Genomic DNA, 17,562 nt, shown 5'->3' on the forward strand with positions numbered 1-17,562 from the left:
GTGCGATGCCGCCAGCGGTCTAGACTTTGCGACTACGCAGGAAATCGACAAGACCGACATGGGTGATGGCTTCGAACTCACGGGTTGCCTGATCGAACTGTTGTCGCTGGGCCAGCATCATCAGCAATACTGCCCGCATTTCCGAGGAAACGCCGAACCTTTCCCAACGCTTGGCGACGTGGGTGGGAATACCTGCCGCATCACAAAAATCGGCAATGCTACTGTATCCCAGTTCCAGCAAAGCCACGCGCAGATCAGACGCGGACATCCGCTCTTCGACGGCATGGTCGTGCAGTCGCTCAGCAAAAAGCTGGATATCTCGCGGTGACGATTCCGCAATTTTTGTCAGAAATCCCCCGACTTCGTTCAGTAATCTTGACATTTTAATCTCTCCTCACATTCAAACGCTCCTGATCATTGAATAGGAGTATCAGGGGATAGCGGACAATAGTCTGACACGTGAACAAGCGCAATCGTAATCACTATGCAGGGGTCTGGGCTGCCGGTGGTCCGACAATGATAATGCTCGTCCGTCTATGCACGGGTCCCGCCAATTCTCCGTCGCATTCTGGCAAGATTTGATATCGACAACATCTCAAACCCACCATGGGTGACTGCGGTTCAAAAACTGCATCAACTGCGAGAGGTGGATCGCGTGCGACAGCGGGCGTGCGATATTGTCCTGCACGGAATTTCGGGATTCCGTTGTGCAAGCCTGCCAAGCCGGTTGAAAGAATATGATCGCGATTTCAGTCAAAACCCGGTAACTGAAAATAGTCTTTCACGCTGCGATACGCATTCGCAATGAGCTAAGTGAAATTAATACGCTATCGATGATGGGAATCAATCCATACTGCCTCCAACGAAGTGTGACTGGTTTCCGCTGTTGATAGTTCTATACGGAAGAAAACCTGATGAGCGTATTCATCCAAACGGGCTTGGCACATTTAATCTGCAATGGAGTTAACGTGGGAGAAGTTGAATATAACGTGTCCCTCGCGTCTGATGGGCTTGAACACTCTATGCGCGGTCGTATCTGGGCGAACAAAGGGGTGATTGCCAAAGCGCTTGATGCCTCCGTGATAGGCCTTCTGTTAACGGATCAAACTTTGATTGGGCTTCAGGTCGAAGAACTGGATCGGGATGGGGCGGCGCTGGTAACTGCACGCATCTGATACGGTCACTCACTCATGGCCAGCATCCGCCCCAACAATGACCGATGTCTGTGTCGCAGGTGAAAAGTCTACCCATAAAAGCGTCACGTTATTCAGCCGTTGTCTCACTCGCTGCCTATCGTTTTTTTATGCGAAAGGCTTTTATCGCAGCCGGATTGGCGATAGGTTGCTTTTCGGTGTTGGTCCCATGCCCTAAGCCCTCTCCAACACCCCGACCCCAGCGGCGACAAACAACCGCTGGGGTTGTTGTCTGAGGATGAATATCAAGGAATGACGACCCTGTTCTTGCCCGCTCTGGCCTTTTTTGTTCACCGGGTTTGGAACTGAAGAAACGAGTGGATCAACAACAGTATAAAACATCGAGCCTTCGCACCAGAGATGTTTCTACTGTCCTATTCTCTCGCACAGAGATCAACAGTCTGGGAGCTGATAAAGACATATCTTTCCCCGCATGCGAATAACGCCGGAATCTACGTCAGCCTTCCCTTGCTGTGCCCGTATCATCGGTTCCAATCGTCGAAAAAGCGCGGCATGATTAGAAATTGACGATGTTGACTTTCCAAAACTATCACAACTTACAATCGAAGTCCCGCGTGTCAAATCCCGACCCACGCATATCGTGAAAACTATCCTGTTCCATTTTCTACTCATGCTGTTTGCCCTGCTTTCTCCGGCGAAGGCGAGCGATAGTATGAAGCTCAGCGCCTACCTTGAACGACTGAATGATGGCGCTGCCGCTCAGCGGCTGGCGATCGAAGTGGCGGAGTTAATTCGGCTGAACGATAAAGCTTCGATGGCAAAGCTCGCAGAGGTGTTTGAGGAGAAGGATGGAGAATTGCTCGACTATGTCAGGCGATTTGACGACAGCGCCGCGCACCGCTTCGCTCTGTCCCTGCAGCCGTGCCAATATGCCAGTATTTCTCTTAGAATGATCGTTATGAGGCTTCTCGATGGCGGGAAGCCACACTTGAGAAGCCGTAGCATCATGCTCGAGGGCACGGATATTGACGCGATTTTTGCCGAGCATATGTGGCGCTGCGAAACATTGTCAGGATTAACTTATTTAACCACAATCGGGACGAGATGATCGATGACGGGCGAGAGTTGCCTTGACAACCAAGATGGGAATTAGGACGCCGGCTACAATAACGCCAGTGACATAATGTTCAAACACTGTCGAATTGAAAGCAAAAGCAGTTGGACGCGTCGATAGGTGGGGGCGCCACCGGAGCCGTTCTGGTGTGCACAAGGGTGCCAACATGTTGCCGACGGGCTCTTCAGTGCAACTGTTGCACAGCAAGCGTAGCCATGCTTGCATCTTGATGATCCAACACTTTGATTGCGTCAGTGCAACTGCAGGGCTTGTTTCACAGATGAGATGGCACAGGTCGGCTTCCGTCCTGTCGCATCCGTCACACGGTCTGGCGCCTGGCACCCGGAAAGCTCGGCCTGCGCCTAAGCGCACTTAGCCTGGATGGCGTTATAGCTGCTTGTGCACTGCCGGCTTCGATAACATCCCCCGTCGAAACAAGCCATGTAACAGCTTTCGGAAGAAGATACAGCGTCAATGCACAACCCGATATTTAGGCGAAGACCTCTGTGCGCTGTACGACGCAGGCGCTTCCGTTACAAGCAGATTGTGACGCTCAGAGAACGCGGCAAAAAGACTACGAGCTGTCTCGGACTCGATTTCACCGCGGAGCGCTGCCACACAGGCCTGCAAAGTAATATGATGGGTTGAATCCCGCAATGATGGCGGCAACTCTAAAAGATATTGATAGGCATGCTGCACGGTGTTGATCTCTATCGGAAAGCCAAGGCCCACGAGGATGGATAGGGGTTTGTTAAAAAGATCACATGTCATCGCATTCTCCTTTCTGTCCGATAAGCTCGATCTTCTGTCGTTCCTCAACAATGGGAGGCTCAGGCTCACTCTTCTCTGTCTTGTCGGGTGTGGCGATAAAATACCGAAATGGCGCATAAACTCTAAATAGATTAATCCGCGTCTCGCTGATCAGCAGCTTCGAGAATATCAATAAGATCGGCGACTTTGCCGGAGGGCGGCCGCCGTCCCTCATTGACAAGGGCCTCGTCCGCATTCAGCCATGCCCAAGCCTCCGCGAGCTCGGCTGCCGACGCGCCTGTTGCGGTTAGCTCTGCGGCCAATACCTCGTCAGTTGACCCCAGAACCGCGATTATTTCCTGCATTTTCATACGAACGTCCTCCGTCATACTGTCGGATTAGCTCACCTATAAACCGCTTATGAAATAGTTCTCGGTCGCGGCATGACAAGGAGCGGGACGCTCATTTTTAATGTCGGCGTTTCTAATAGATCGGCCCGACAGGCACGCCGCGCGTTTAAGTCTATTCAACACCCGCCGCCGCTCAAACTTAGCCAGCCGGACTTCCGAACTCTACGACAGTTGATGAATCTTTCATGAAGAGATGCAGAAGCGCTTGTGCGGAGGGGTGGTTAAATTCATTCAACTCCCGGCGATGAGAAGCTCAAACGCCAGCTATTGCGACCAAAAGAGAAGCGGAGGCTCCACCTCCCGCTGTTGAGCCTCGCAACATCGTCTCCCTAAATCGTTGCGCGCCTTACACCCTGGATGCTTCACACAAAGACTTGCTGTTTCTTAAAGCATTCAAGCTTCGATCCAAATCCAGAAATCCAGAGACAACATTCAGCTCAAATTCCACACGTGAAAGGCGCGATTGAAAGACAGTCAAAGATCTACTCGCCCTCTCGTTTAACCGGTAAGGAATGAATTTGGCGCTGCTGCGCTCTGCTTCTTTTATCCGCATATAAATGGGAGTCGGCCTTGTTGAGAAGGTCAGAGAGCGGCTCTCCCGGCTCCCATTCGGCAGCCCCCATACTCGCCGATAACGAAATCATTTGTCCTGCCAACTCAACCTCATTTTTTTCCAAGCTGCCTCTGATCTGGTTGACCAACTCCAACGCTTCAACTCGTTCTGCAGAAGGGAGAACTATGCCGAATTCGTCACCACCCAGGCGAGCGACAAGATCCCGAGGTCCGACCGTATCCGCGACTAACCGCGAAAATTCGATCAGAACTCGGTCACCTTCTGCGTGCCCATAGGTGTCGTTGATTGCTTTGAACTGATCAAGATCGGTAACTATAACCGAGAATGTCGTGTTCGAGGCGAGCGCCCTCTGTTCCTCAAGCGTCAACAATCGATAGAATGCTCTTCGATTTGCCACGCCTGTCAACTCGTCCGTTTCAGACAAGCGGCTCAGTCCATTCTGAAGCTTTTCGACCATCATTATAGCGAAGCCTAGGTTCCAGACACTGCTGCAAAATATCGTGCAAAGCAAAGCGAAAGACGCCAGCTGATAAAAAAGGGAAAACGATATAATATTTGCAATCACACAAATATTGCCGATAATTACTAGTATTTGTCCCAAAGAGGCGCCCACAAAGGCTGCTGAGGAAACTTTTGCGCCCACCTCCCCATGCCAATTGGCAAACAGGTAATATGCACAGCTGGCCATGACGGTTGTCTGTCCTGTTGCATAGATAATACTTCTGATACGATCGTGGTCCTTGAAGATGACCATGCAAAAAAAAGCGCAAAGCGAGAACCCAATTGCTACAATTCGCCCGCCCGCACAATCATTGAAGCGCCGCAACCCAATAAGGTAGTGGCAGAATGCAAACACAATGATCGTATTACCGAATACGGCGGGCCAGAACCGGCCCTGGGCACCCTGGGAAATGAGGACTGCCCCTCCGAGCAATGACAACAAATTGGCCTGGAACCAATTCAGAGCGGCACTATCGGTGCGGTATTTAAGCGCGAAAGCGCACCAAACAATTGATATTGTTGTGCCTTTTAGGAAAATGACCGCATAAAGAGTTACAAAGTCGAGGTGAAACATTGGCGACTTATTCTGTTGATCCGCATTTTACTTATTAATTAATGCGAATGAACTCAATCAGTATTGTACGCCATCGATGACCACACCCCGTTGATGTCGTTAAACATGGTCGCTTGCCGCACCGATCTGTGTTTTCCGGGTGGTCGAAAGCGGACAATGCACCTGTCCACTCTGCTCTTGGTCGTACCGAGTACATTACCAAACGTAACCCAAGCAGCATTGTTTTGCGTTTCTCTAATCGTTATGCGGTCTGGAAAGGCCATCCCCTCTGAAACGCCTGAAGATGTCCTCACCAAGGAAGCTGCTGGGGAAGTATTTTCTGTAGATACGTACGGCAATCCTCAAGTTGGCAGAGCGCCCTGCACTTCTTGCGGAGATCAACAAGCAAAATCGACAGGTTCCGACGGGACTCAATTCTCTCGAAATCCGCAGCGGCCGGACGAACCAGCAATCGTTCCCTTGCATCAATTTGTTAGATTGGACGAACTGAATTTTCAAACACCTAGAAAAATCACACTTCGAATATGGTAGTGGTTGAAGCCGTGTAGAGACATACTCTCGGGTGACACATTTGGGAGGATAAAAAAGTTTTGTCTCAGGCTTGAAACCTCATTTAGCCTAATTAAATTTCTTCTGTCGGCTGCTCAATGAGGGCTGATGCTGAACGCGAGGCTTTCAGCTGTTTAACCATGTTGCTTTAAGGAGAATGTGGCTATGACAACAACACATGATTACTCACCGCTGTTTCGCTCCAGCGTGGGCTTTGACCGAATTTTTAGTCGACTGGAAAATGCTCAGCGCGGGAGAACCATTAGTGACTGGCCGCCTTACGATATAACGAAAAACGGCGAAGACAGTTATTCTATTACAATAGCTGTTGCGGGATTCGCTGATAATGATCTCGATATCACCTATCAGTCAAATCTCGTCACCGTAACAGGCAAGAAGCAAGAGGCCGATGATGCCGAATACTTGTATCGTGGGATTGCAGGACGTTCATTTGAACACCGCTTTCAGCTCGCTGATCACGTCAGGGTTGCAGGCGCAGATTTGAACAAAGGCCTGCTGACGATCAATCTTGTACAGGAAATTCCTGAAGAGATGAAGCCGCGAAAGATCGAGATTGGCAAAATCTCAGCACTTGAGGATAAGTCAATCAACGCAAAGCATGCCGCATAAACTATCACAGACGATCGGCAGGGTTGCTCCGCAGCAATGCGGAGCAACCTTCTCTGAGGACCATTGCTTTGGTCAATTGGCACGTGCGATTTTGCCTAACAGGGCCTTGGTAGGAGAGGGCGAAAGACAAAAGACGCAGAAACCAATATTGTCAAATTCACATAAGCGAAGTTAAGAACCAGCATTTGTAAAACATCTTCCAAAGAGACTTCAGCATACCGGAAGCTTTTCACATTCTTATCGCAATCATCGTACATTCAACGAGGGCGGTTACCGACAGTTTGAAACGCTGTCCCGTACAGCCGAAATCAATTCCCATGCATCGTTGGAGTATGCCTTCCGTTGTACAATGGGTGGCAAAATCCCAGCACATCAACTCCGAAGGCCAAATCTTAAACGAGGTACCTCGGCGTTGTCTCGATCCAGAATACGCAGGATTGAATTCATGAAGCGAACCCACAATAAAGACGTATGGCCCGCCCCGTTGCAAGAGGATTTTACGCTGTTCTGATCAGTCTACGTCAACATATACGGTCTCATGAGCAAGCTCATGACTAAGATGGACATCCGCACGCTTAGAGCCCCAGTAACAACTTCGGAAACAGGTGCCATTTTTTGCCCGGGCTTTCCAAACGCCGTTCGACTGTCAGGCCATCTTCACGATCCTTCTTGCAAACTTCGTTGGCTACGCGTTCCTTGTATGTAGCCGATCCTATTACACAGCCACTGGGTAGCTGCGTTAAAGCCAAGTTCCTTGCGCAATGCAGCCCATGCTATCCGCGCCAACTTATTTGCTTACGCTACAACCACGGCGTTACGGTGTACGCTCGCGCTCGATCATGGACTTCAGCCAATGCCCCAGAGGCGTGTCAGTACTTGAAAGGGACGGAAACGCTGCGCGAGTTCCCTGAATGAGCAGAGTGCGTAAATAAGTGTTGCCACGTTTTGATATTCCAAGCAGCCGGGGGGTGCCGCCGGTGCTGTGCTGTTTAGGGACCAGTCCGAGCCAGGCACCCAGATCGCGCGCTTTCTTGAAGCTGCTTGCATCTCCCACTGTAGCCACCAGGGCCGTAGCATTGAGAAAACCTATGCTGGGGATACACGTCAGTCTACGCATGGCCGCATCATTGCGTGCAAGTTGGATAAATTCAGAATTCAAGGCTTCGATCTTCGTATCGAGGCCCTTCCATTCCACACGCAAATCGCCAACCAGCTGACGCATACGTGGAGATAATATTTCGTTGCTCTCTGCGAGCAGAGCATCCATGCCGATCTCGAACTCTTTCCGTCCGACCGGGAAGATGATCCCACGTTCCAACAGAATTGCGCGAAGCTGAATGATTAGATTCCTTCGCTCTGCAACAAGGCGACTATGCACCCGATGCAGTGTCTGGATATCCAATTGCTCTTGGCTCTTAAGATCGATAAACGCATGGTATAATCAATTAGGGTCTAACGACGCATCGTCCTGCGAGTAACTACCGCGCCAGTTGCATCAACACCCACGACGCTACAAGATGTCTTGCCCAGATCAACTCCGAGGATCACAATAGTCATTGGCTCGTTCCTTTCTTCTTCGCACACGACAGCATCTTAACAGACGCTGGGGAAAGGGCCGGGCCATTCCATAATAACTGGGTTTTGTGGCAAGCGTTAGCAACTCTAATGAGCTTCAGTCACTTACTCCACCGAAAACTCTTGGGCGAGAGGGCACAAAAGGCCTTTCTGACGCTTGTAATTGAGAGTCGAGAGTTTCGCAGCTAGCCTGTCGGAACTAAAATAAGCCTCATACTATTTGGCTTCTGTCAGAGTAACAGGAGTTTTATCGTGACTGGCTGGCCAGCGGCCGTCGTCATCCTGAGTGAGCGGGATAAGAACTTCCTTGATTCGCAGGTGCGTAAGTATAAAGCGCCGCGTTCCTTGTCAGACCGTTGCCTGATGATTTTACTGTGCGCTCAGGGTTTGCACATCAATTACGTTGCCGAACGTCTGAGTATTCACGAACATACCGTTGGTAAGTGGCGCCGCCCGTTTTGCTCAGGATGGTATTGAAGGTTTAAAAGAAGAGTATCGTGCAGGTCGACCGCGAAGGGTTTACAACGCGCAGGTTGCTCAGGTTGTTGAACGCACGTTTAACACTATACCCAGAGATGCACGCGCTGGTCCATTCATTCGACAGCGGCCCATAGTGGGCTTTCGCACACAGCTATCCGGCGGATGGCGCACACCGTTCATCTGCAGAACTCGAAACCGACATTAACGACTTTATAAAAGCCCATAACGAAAACCCTGCACCCTATAAATGGGCTAAATCTGCCGATCAAATTCCCGCGTTCGCCAAGCGTTTCTGCCAGAAAAGAATGAGCCGAACTTTAGATTCTGGTGATTGGAGACCGCCCGCATTTGTCAGATAAAGGATCTTGAGGCTGTTGCTCTTTCGGGCAGCCCCAATTTAGGCGGCGTCTTAACGCTCGGAAAAGCATATGGGCCCAATAGTACTAACGTGGCAATATCACGTTAGTGATTGATGCGGTTGAAGAAGTTCTGGTCGAGATTTCTCTGGCAATGTTTCCATGGCACTCAGTAAATACGTTCCGCAGGTTAGATTTGGGGGAATGTTGGGCAAGATTTACCTTACTGTGCTATCCTCCGGATCGCCTACGTATCATAACCTTTGTCCTCAAGTAGCGTGGGCCCGATTAACGCACTCCACCGAGACCTCTACGTTCGAGTAGTCACCAACCTGATCACCCGTGATTAAAGAATGATCAGGCGGCCCTCTGCATCAACAATTCGAGGATTATGCCCGAGAGGCCGCTCCGGAACGCCGCAGGGCTATCACCGGCATCTCTTTTTCCTGTTGCTCGGGGCAGATGAAGACGAGCATAAGTCCTAGCATTTGCCACGATACTAGAGTTACAGTCTGGTAGACCTACACGAGCAGTTGATCCCAGTCACCAGCACGTTGCCAACTACCCGTTGTGATAGATCGTTTCTTTATGACAGTTCAGAGCGTGAGCGCTAACATAGTCGATTGCAATAAGTTGATTATTTGCAACGCGTTCCGTCAAAACTCGCTCTAAAGTCACTCACCATTGCATTTAACAAGGTTGGTTGTGACAAATAGTATCCCTGAGTATGAGTCGCCCCAGCGATCATAGCGTCAATAAGATGAGTCCGGGTTTCCACACCTTCTACTACCACTATTGGAGCGACGCATTTTGCGAAACCAATTAAAAAATTCAGACTGTTTCCGCCAGAAATGTTCTCTTTTATTTCACGCACAAATCCTCCATCGATTTTAATAATATCGACCTTCATTCTTAAAAGCTGCCACGGCGTCACCTGACCGCGGCCGAAATCGTCGATGGCAACCAGACATCCCAGTTGACGTGCGGATGATAAAAATTCATTTGCAGTAAATACGTCGCCGAAAGCATGAGTTTCAGTAATCTCCAAGATCAAGCGATCAGCTAAGTGTGAACGCGCGAGAAGCTGATTGTAGATTAAATTCCAGCTTGACTTATTCCGAAGGCTATCCGTCGATATATTGCAGCCTAAAACCGCGCGCTGATCTGCTTCTAATTCATCAAGAATGAGCTTAATCATATGTCTGTCAAGGACGGGCGTTTTTCTAAGAAGTTCGAGAGAAGGAATAAAATCTCCAGCATTTAATACGGTATTATTCTCCGAAACCAAACGAGCTAGACACTCACCATAAAACAGACAATCTCTGTTAGCTGTCGAATGAATTCCTTGGACCGCGATATGAATACGATTTTCTGTGATCGCATTCAATGCTTTTGAAGCGATCCTCTCGTCTTCTATTCCTACTTCACTGCACATCAGCCACCTCTAGAAAGGTTAGGTATTACCTATCATAAGATCAATATAAGTGAGATTATCATGGGTATATAAATTCAAGCCGCCGATATGGGAAATCGGCGACTTTTATTTATCAGAACTTCATATTCAAAGTTGCATTGAACCCATTCTGCTTGGCTCCGCTGCCAAACTGACCGACATAACTCAAACCAAACTTCGCACTATCCGTAAGAGCCATATCAAATCCCGCTTCAACCAAAGCAGCATCCCTGGCAATGGCTACACCTTCAACGGTGAAAGGATTGCTTCCCGCAAAGAGATGGGTGGATTCAGGTGTTATATCACCGTAGGAGCGACGCCATCCCAACGTACCTTTAAGGCTCGCGTTGGCACCATCGAGTGGAAGTGGTGCCGATGCATGCATACCAAGCGTGGTGAATGTTGTGTTTGTATTGTTGCCATCGACAGTAAGTGCAGCCGCTCCACCCCTCTCTGTGAAGCCATCAGTGTGAAGGCGTACATGTGAGAAATTCGCAAAAGGCTCAAAGGCAGCGACAGTTGTATCTATACGATATCCCAGTTCGCCGAATGCCTGCAGCGTTCTAGCATGATAATCTGCACCGAGGCTGTCACTGAAGCCACTGTAAGAGACCGAACGAGAAGAGTCTATGCTGTGCCAGGTATGAACAAGACCAGCACGAAGACCGATTGGTCCCCACTGATTGCCCCCATAAATGCCCAGATGCCAGTTGTCACTGTCTGCGGAAGCATTGCGGCCCTTCCCATTTAGGTCCGTTTGGCTATAGCCACCAACAACACCCAAACGCCAGCCAGAGTTAAGGCCAACATCGACACCTGAAAGGAAACCACCAGTGATTGTCTTAAGTCCACCAGCTTTAGAATTTCCGTCATGGTTTACCCAGGAACCAAAACCGGAGGCCCATACACCGTAGTCCAGAGACGCCGGTTTAACTGCGTCAAAAGGCTTTGGAGCACGGCCATTTGGTGACTGAGCAAAATTCAGAACCGGCACGTTTTGTGAACCAACACCGTCAAACGCGGAACGAAGACGATTGTTAATCGCGTCTGCAGTCAGGTTTGCTGTATCAATTAAACCAGTATTGACGGAGTCATGTACATCGCCCGAAAGCTGATTGAAAGCATCGCGTGCTTCAGCCTCATCTGTAAGGAACAGAATGGAATTATAAAGCTCCAAAGCGGAACCCTCTTGAGCAAGGCTATCAAGAGCGCGGGCTGTTGAAATTTCATTGTTCGATTTTGCCACTTTTTCGAAGACGACATCATCAATGGGATCGGCGACCAAACCTATTTTCAAATCGACCTTGTTGACCTGATGGTCCAAAGAAGTCGTCAAAAATATTGATTTAGATATGGCTTCGGAGAATGTTCCCTCAATACCATTTGCGGCAGTCAGGATCGTGTATGTCTGACCATCCTGATAGCTGACCTTGTTGTCCAAAGCGAAGACGTCAAGGCGCCCCCCCTGAAGGCTTGCCTTACCAGTTGCGTCAATGCGGTCACTTGCTCCATTTCCTGCTACCTCGACTTCATAAACTGAGTCAGCACCGAATGTCACATCGCCACCAACGGTGACAGTTCCGATCGAATTGCCCGGGCGAAGTGTGCCTTGAGCAGTCAAATCGCCACCGATATCCCAGTTGCCTCCCATAAAAGAGGTTTGATCGACAAGAACATTCCCGGAAACTGTGATCGGGGTATCCGTTGTTCCACCACCAGTTGATGATCCGGAATACAGCTCTACGTTTCCTGCAATCAGTGCACCAGTCGAATGGAAGGAATACGTACTACCTGTCGCAACGATATTCCCGCCGATTGACGTGCCTTCAGCGAAAGACATTTGAGTACCAGATTCAGTTTTAAGGTCCTGGATACCCGAAATCTTTCCGTTGAACTTCGCATTCTCTTCGACATTAACGTGCGTCTGACCTGAGCCTTTTTGGTCCGTATCGACGATATCTCCGCTTGCTTCAGATCCAGCCTTTAAGGTGATGTTCATGTTGGCGTCTGAACCGCCTTCATAGCGGGCAACGTTCACTAACATTCCATTGTTATCGACAGCAACAGTACCGGCTCCAAATGTAACATTCGCGATCTCTTCTGCTGAAGAAAAAGTAACGAAAATCGTGGGCCCTTGCGCGCTCTTAAGAACAGTACCTTCAATATTTAAGGTGCCGGATCCGTTTATTTCGAGTGCAGCTGCATCGAGACCGCTGGCCGCAACAGTGCCACCTATAAGGGATACTGTTCCGCCATCCTTTACAAAAACGCCTGATGCAGCCTTACCAGTGGTCTTGATGACTGTATCGGTTACAAAAATGACGCCAGCAGTGCCGGATACATCATTATTTGCAATTATCCCGTAGCCTTTCGCACCAGAGGTTTCGATAACAGAGTTTGATAGATTGATGGTTGAGAACGTTTCCGCAAATACACCGAAACCATTAATTCCTGATGTTGTGACGTTAACGGTTCCGTCGATTTTACCGCCATCAATGGCATGCAGACCAAAAGCATCATTACCTGTAGTCGTAACTTTGGCAGCATTCTTAAGCGTGATAACTGATTGATCTAAGCCGTGTGGCGTGCTGCCGTTCAAACCCGCCTGAATACCATGAGCCTTTGACCCTTTTGTAGAAACATCCGCATCAGAAATGATCATCGATTTTTTGCCTGCTAGCAAACCAAATGAGCGATCGCCTCCCGTAGTGACACTTCCACCATTCAGCTTAATGTGACCGCCATTATCTGCAAAAGCACCATAAGACCAATCCTTATTAGTTTGAACTTTTACATCAGTGGCGACCACTTTACCGCCAGTCGTTTTACGATCATCGTTGGCTATTAAGCCATGGCCGTATCCGCCATCCGTGGTTACTGAACCACCAGTTTGATTGATGGTTGATGCCGATTCAGCAAAAATACCGAAACCATTCTTTCCGGATGTCTTAATATCAGCGGAGCTATTAATGGTTCCGCCGTCGATGGCATGAAGTGCAAAAGCGTCACTGCCCGCAGTTGACACAGTTGAACCTGCATTCAAATTAACGACAGACTTATCTGAACCATCACCTGTTGACCCGTTTGCGCCAGCCTGAACAGCGTGTGATTTATCATTTATCGTGAATACTGCGGCTTGGCCGCTAACAGTTGAGTTCTTGGCGGCCAAGATACCGAAAGCTCGTGAGCCTTCAGTTGTTATTTTCGCTCCGTCAAGGAAGATAGCTCCGCCATTGTCCGCGAATGCACCGTGCGCCCAATCTCCACCTGTTTCGATAACCGTACCAATGGCCGTAACTTTTCCAGCTTCAGCATTCGCAATATCATTATTAGCGATCAGCGCATGACCATAGTAACCAGTGGTTACAATATTTCCCCCGTCCTGAGTAATTTTCGAATAGGATTCAGCAAAGATACCGAAGCCATTCATGCCGGATGTCTCGATATCAGCGGAGCTGTTAATGGTTCCACCGTCGATTGCATGAAGACCAACTGAATGTGAACCGGTCGTCACTACCTTGATATTGTCAGCCAAACTGATTTCAGATTTGTCCTGGCCGTTAGCATTCGAGCCTTTTGCGCCAGCCTGAACGCCATGCGCTTTGCCGCCTTCGGTGGCAATACTGATAGGACCATTTTTACCCGAAATCTCGAGATGGCTAGCCGCACTCACCCCCTGAGATACCAAAACACCCCAGGCGCGCCTAGACGGTCCAGTCGTGCCAGCCTTAACTTTTGAAACTTCTTCAGAAGTGATAATTCTTGTGGTGCCGTCCCGGTGAATGACTGCGGCTTTGTCTGTTACAACTATTGAAATAGGATCTGCCTGAGCAGTTGAAGCCAAGCCGAAGACCAACAGCATAGCTGTTGAGGCCAAGGTTGACTTCTTATTTCTAGAAAAAATAGACATATGTGCCCCCCAGGCTCCATTGAAAATTTTCGGGGGCGGAACGGTCAACGCCTTATAGGCATCCCGGTTACTAAACCCCAATTAATAGGGAGTAGTAGACAAAATTAATTGTTTATCTAATAAAAAAAATCTGCATTTGCGTCTTTCTTGCCGGCGTTGCGCTTAAGCAACAACTCTACTGCGCTTCTCTAGTCAGTCATACTGAAAAAATTTCTAACAAGCTTTAATATCTTTGTATTTCAATATGTTATAAAAATCCAAGATCATAATGAAATGAATTCTGTTATTCAACGACCGTAAACTATTGAGCGAGCAACGAATGCCACTCGCTTAAATCGTAGTCCGTTAAGAAATATCTTGGCAAGAGAACCGGAAACGACCAACGACAAAGCGTCTAGAACAGTGTTCTGCCTTCGATAAGAGTTTTACTGCAACGGTATATTCGGTGGCTCTAGGAATGGGGTTCTACTTGATACTCTCAAAAGCTTCTGCAAAACCTTTCAAAGAGACTTCCATTGTTTTCTCTCTTCGATCGGACGCACCTTCAAACCCCACGGAAATCCTGCTGGCTTTCTTAAGGGCATCTACTGCCTGAGGACCAAATTCAAGAGGTACGATGCAACCGGCAGGTATGCATGTTTTAAATGGGATGCGCGGTGCATTTTCTGGAGTTTTATCGAGGCCCAAAGAGACGCCCTTGCTCACATTAATTCCGAAAGGCAATATCATACTTCCCGTTGCAGAATCTCCTGAACGTATGATTTCTACGGCGATTAGGCGCTGCTTGGTGTTAGGTTGGCCCTCAATCTGCCCGGCCACCTGCTGAACAGCCGCGCAAAGCCGTTTTCCGCTCGCTTCCTTACAAACAACCTGCCAGTCGTCATATGTTTGGGTTACGGCATTTGCATCGTCAGATGCTGCAAGAGCAGGAAAGCTGATAGCGAAGACGATGACGCAACTTGCCCCGGCAGATTTCATCAGATTGAACATGCGACCCCTCGTATATGACAGCGCATCGCGAAAAAGTAAAACTGTTTTCGTGATGCGCGTTAAGAACAAATGACTAGAGCGCTGATCTGGCCCAATAAGATCGGAAGCGCTCTAGAAGTGCCGGAGAATAGCATTCTCCGGCTTCTCTCTATAATGTATTACAGCTTAGAATTTCCACTGCAGCCGCGCCTTAGCGCCATTATCCTGGGACCCCTTGCTAAACTGTCCAGAATACGAGACGCCGATGCTCAAACCATCGTTTAGTTTCCGATCAAGCCCGAACTCCAGCACTCCAACGTCTTGTGCAATCGGCACACCACCAGTCGAGAATACATTTCCTCCCGCCACAAAGCTTGTAGTAGCGGCAGGGTTGAGATCATTATAAGCATGCCGCCAACCAGCAGAACCATAGAATTTTGTTGCTCCATCCTCAGACACTGCGAAACTCGCACGTAAACCAAGGGTTGAGAAAACGGTACTGGAATTGTTGCTATCAGCCCTCAATGCAGCCGCGCCACCATCCTCTGTAAAGCTTCCGCTATTCAGATGCACATATGCCAAGTTTGCAAACGGCTCTGCCACGACACCCATGACATCGAATTGATGCGATACTTCACCATAAACCTGCGTGACATGATTGCGATAACTGGCGGACAACGCATCGGTATAGCCTGTGAAGCTGATAGACCGTGAGGTATCAATCTCCTGCCAGCTATAGGCAGCACCCAACTTCACATCGAGCATGCCGGCTTTACCGCCGCCATAGACACCTACGTGATAGCCAGCCGCCTCGCCACTTGAATCCAACCATCGTGTATTGAAGTTTGAATGGCTATAGCCAGCAAGTGCGCCTATGCGCCAAGAATTGTTAAGCGCGGCGTCTACGCCTGCAAATCCTCCACCAATGGTGCGGTCAAGATCAGACGCACCATTGTTTGTTGTGTTTTCAAACCGTCCGCCCGAGCCGAAACCATGGCTCCACCAAGAAACGCCATCGTCTTTAACCGCTTCTCCCGCTCCAATACCTCCCAAGCTGCTGCGCAAACGTCCAAAGGCTGCTTCACGAACGAAACGACTGTCTTCTATTGCAACAGCTTGGCCAGAAGAATGTATCTCACCACCCAATTGTGTGAACGCACGTTTTGCCTCATTCTCGTCAGTCAAATAACCGATTGCCTGATACAGTGGATTGTTAATATCCAAGAACTGCAGAGCACCTGCAACAGCATTCTGATTTTTATTTAGCCCGCTGATTTGATCAAATGAACGGCTCTGAGAAACGCGCAACACAACAGCGTTAGGATTGCTATAATCAGCGGTCAATCCATAGAATGTCGAGATATAAGTATCACCAGTTAGCGTGTATGTGCCCGAAACACCGTTTTGTGCACTAAGCACCTGGAATGAAGCATCCAGTGCATATCTTTCACCCGTCAGGTTTTCAACATTCAGAACGGAACCGTTCTCAATTGAGGCGCTTCCGCCGGCAATAAGGCTGTCATTCACACCTGATTGTGCAACCTCGACCTGCCAGAGAGATCCGCTTTGCTGTTGAATGTTCCCAGTCACATTCAAAGTGCCAATGCTTTGGCCGGTAGCAAGCACAGAACCATTTTCAAGAGTTAGGTTGCCAACTCGTCCTGTTCCACCCAAAATTGCACCGTTGCCGATCTCAAAATTACTTTGACCTAATTGAGAGTTGGCAATCACGGCTCCCTCTTCGACATAAAATGTGCCGTTAAAATCGCCGTCGCCAGAAAGTGTTAGCGCTCCGGCTCCCGCTTTCACGAAGGAACCCGCGCCAGCAAGGACATTGCTCAGTTCGCCAGCCTGTTGCTGACCAAAAACAACAAGGCCGTTATTGCTAATCTTCCCCTTACCAAAGCTTGAGGCTGTTCCCAGAGCAACACTGCTGGCAACGTTCGTGCTGCCTTCATATTGGTTGTTGTTTCCAAGCTGGGTTACTCCACCTCCTGTAAGGACAAGGGAGCCAGTGCCCGAAATATCACCCGTAAAATCAACTCTGTCCGATCGGTTAAGAACAAGCGTACCATTATTGGCAACGTCACCAATAATCGATCCACCGGTAGCGCCATTGCCGACAACGAGTGCTCCACCCTCGATTGTTGTGCCACCGGTGTAACTATTGGCATTGGTCAGTGTGACGGTACCGCTTCCGGTCTTGGTCAGCTCTGCTGCGCCATTCAGCACGCCATCAACTTGTCCTGCACTGACAGAAATCGCGTCCGTTGCATTGATCACCGCAGTGCTCGCAAGTGTGCCGCCTGAAAGCGTATAATCGTCAACATTTACAGTGCCGTTCTGGACAGTGCCCGACGACTGAACCAGTGCCTGCTGCGTCTGCGACGTACCGCCGAGTTCCAGCGTGCCGCCATTGATGGTGGTCGTGCCACTTTCAGCACCCAGTGTCCCATTGCCGGAAACAGCCAGCGTGCCTGCATTCATCGTTGTGCCACCGGTATAACCATTGGCATTGGTCAGTGTGACGGTACCGCTTCCGGTCTTGGTCAGCTCTGCTGCG

At 49.2% G+C, this 17,562-nt stretch carries 12 protein-coding genes and 1 pseudogene; 4 read left to right on the forward strand and 9 right to left on the reverse strand.

Going from position 1 to position 17,562, the window contains the following annotated elements:
* Positions 1-19 precede the first annotated feature (19 nt).
* Positions 20-382, reverse strand: a complete 363-nt coding sequence (locus RT142_RS11415; protein WP_007881453.1) for a hypothetical protein — start codon at positions 380-382, stop codon at positions 20-22.
* 532 nt (positions 383-914) lie between these two features.
* Here RT142_RS11415 and RT142_RS11420 point away from each other — a divergent pair.
* The gene (locus tag RT142_RS11420; RefSeq protein WP_007881455.1) at positions 915-1,175 is read left to right on the forward strand and encodes a hypothetical protein; all 261 of its coding nucleotides are present in this window, start codon (positions 915-917) and stop codon (positions 1,173-1,175) included.
* Between the two features lie 691 nt (positions 1,176-1,866).
* Positions 1,867-2,262, forward strand: a complete 396-nt coding sequence (locus tag RT142_RS11425) for a hypothetical protein (protein ID WP_313028679.1) — start codon at positions 1,867-1,869, stop codon at positions 2,260-2,262.
* 477 nt (positions 2,263-2,739) lie between these two features.
* On the opposite strand, the gene RT142_RS11430 is transcribed toward RT142_RS11425, so the two are convergent.
* The 3 genes from RT142_RS11430 to RT142_RS11440 form a co-directional block, all read right to left on the reverse strand.
* Entirely contained in the window at positions 2,740-3,039 is a 300-nt protein-coding gene (locus RT142_RS11430; protein WP_007881459.1) for a DUF982 domain-containing protein, read from the reverse strand.
* Positions 3,040-3,170: 131 nt separating this feature from the next.
* Positions 3,171-3,389 carry a hypothetical protein gene (locus RT142_RS11435; protein ID WP_007881460.1) on the reverse strand — a complete coding sequence of 73 codons (219 nt, stop codon included), beginning with the start codon at positions 3,387-3,389 and terminating at the stop codon, positions 3,171-3,173.
* 521 nt (positions 3,390-3,910) lie between these two features.
* Positions 3,911-5,077, reverse strand: a complete 1,167-nt coding sequence (locus tag RT142_RS11440) for a GGDEF domain-containing protein (RefSeq protein ID WP_007881465.1) — start codon at positions 5,075-5,077, stop codon at positions 3,911-3,913.
* Between the two features lie 714 nt (positions 5,078-5,791).
* On the opposite strand from RT142_RS11440, the gene RT142_RS11445 reads away from it, so the two are divergent.
* On the forward strand, positions 5,792-6,256 hold the full coding sequence (locus RT142_RS11445) for an Hsp20 family protein (protein WP_007881466.1): 465 nt from the start codon (positions 5,792-5,794) through the stop codon (positions 6,254-6,256).
* Positions 6,257-7,051: 795 nt separating this feature from the next.
* Here RT142_RS11445 and RT142_RS11450 read toward each other — a convergent pair.
* A pseudogene (locus RT142_RS11450) lies at positions 7,052-7,813 on the reverse strand (IS110 family transposase).
* Between the two features lie 336 nt (positions 7,814-8,149).
* On the opposite strand from RT142_RS11450, the gene RT142_RS24385 reads away from it, so the two are divergent.
* Positions 8,150-8,308, forward strand: a complete 159-nt coding sequence (locus RT142_RS24385) for a helix-turn-helix domain-containing protein (RefSeq protein ID WP_374891542.1) — start codon at positions 8,150-8,152, stop codon at positions 8,306-8,308.
* Positions 8,309-9,304: 996 nt separating this feature from the next.
* On the opposite strand, the gene RT142_RS11455 is transcribed toward RT142_RS24385, so the two are convergent.
* The 4 genes from RT142_RS11455 to RT142_RS11470 all read right to left on the reverse strand — a co-directional run.
* On the reverse strand, positions 9,305-10,102 hold the full coding sequence (locus tag RT142_RS11455; protein WP_007881472.1) for an EAL domain-containing protein: 798 nt from the start codon (positions 10,100-10,102) through the stop codon (positions 9,305-9,307).
* Positions 10,103-10,214: 112 nt separating this feature from the next.
* Positions 10,215-14,030, reverse strand: a complete 3,816-nt coding sequence (locus RT142_RS11460; RefSeq protein WP_171380414.1) for an autotransporter domain-containing protein — start codon at positions 14,028-14,030, stop codon at positions 10,215-10,217.
* 465 nt (positions 14,031-14,495) lie between these two features.
* A complete protein-coding gene (locus tag RT142_RS11465; protein WP_007881475.1) occupies positions 14,496-15,020 on the reverse strand; it encodes an invasion associated locus B family protein in 525 nt (174 codons plus the stop codon).
* Positions 15,021-15,185: 165 nt separating this feature from the next.
* On the reverse strand, positions 15,186-17,562 hold a 2,377-nt coding region (locus tag RT142_RS11470; protein WP_313028684.1), incomplete at its 5' end, for an autotransporter domain-containing protein.

This window comes from Brucella sp. (assembly GCF_032066345.1).
Lineage (GTDB): Bacteria > Pseudomonadota > Alphaproteobacteria > Rhizobiales > Rhizobiaceae > Brucella > Brucella pseudogrignonensis.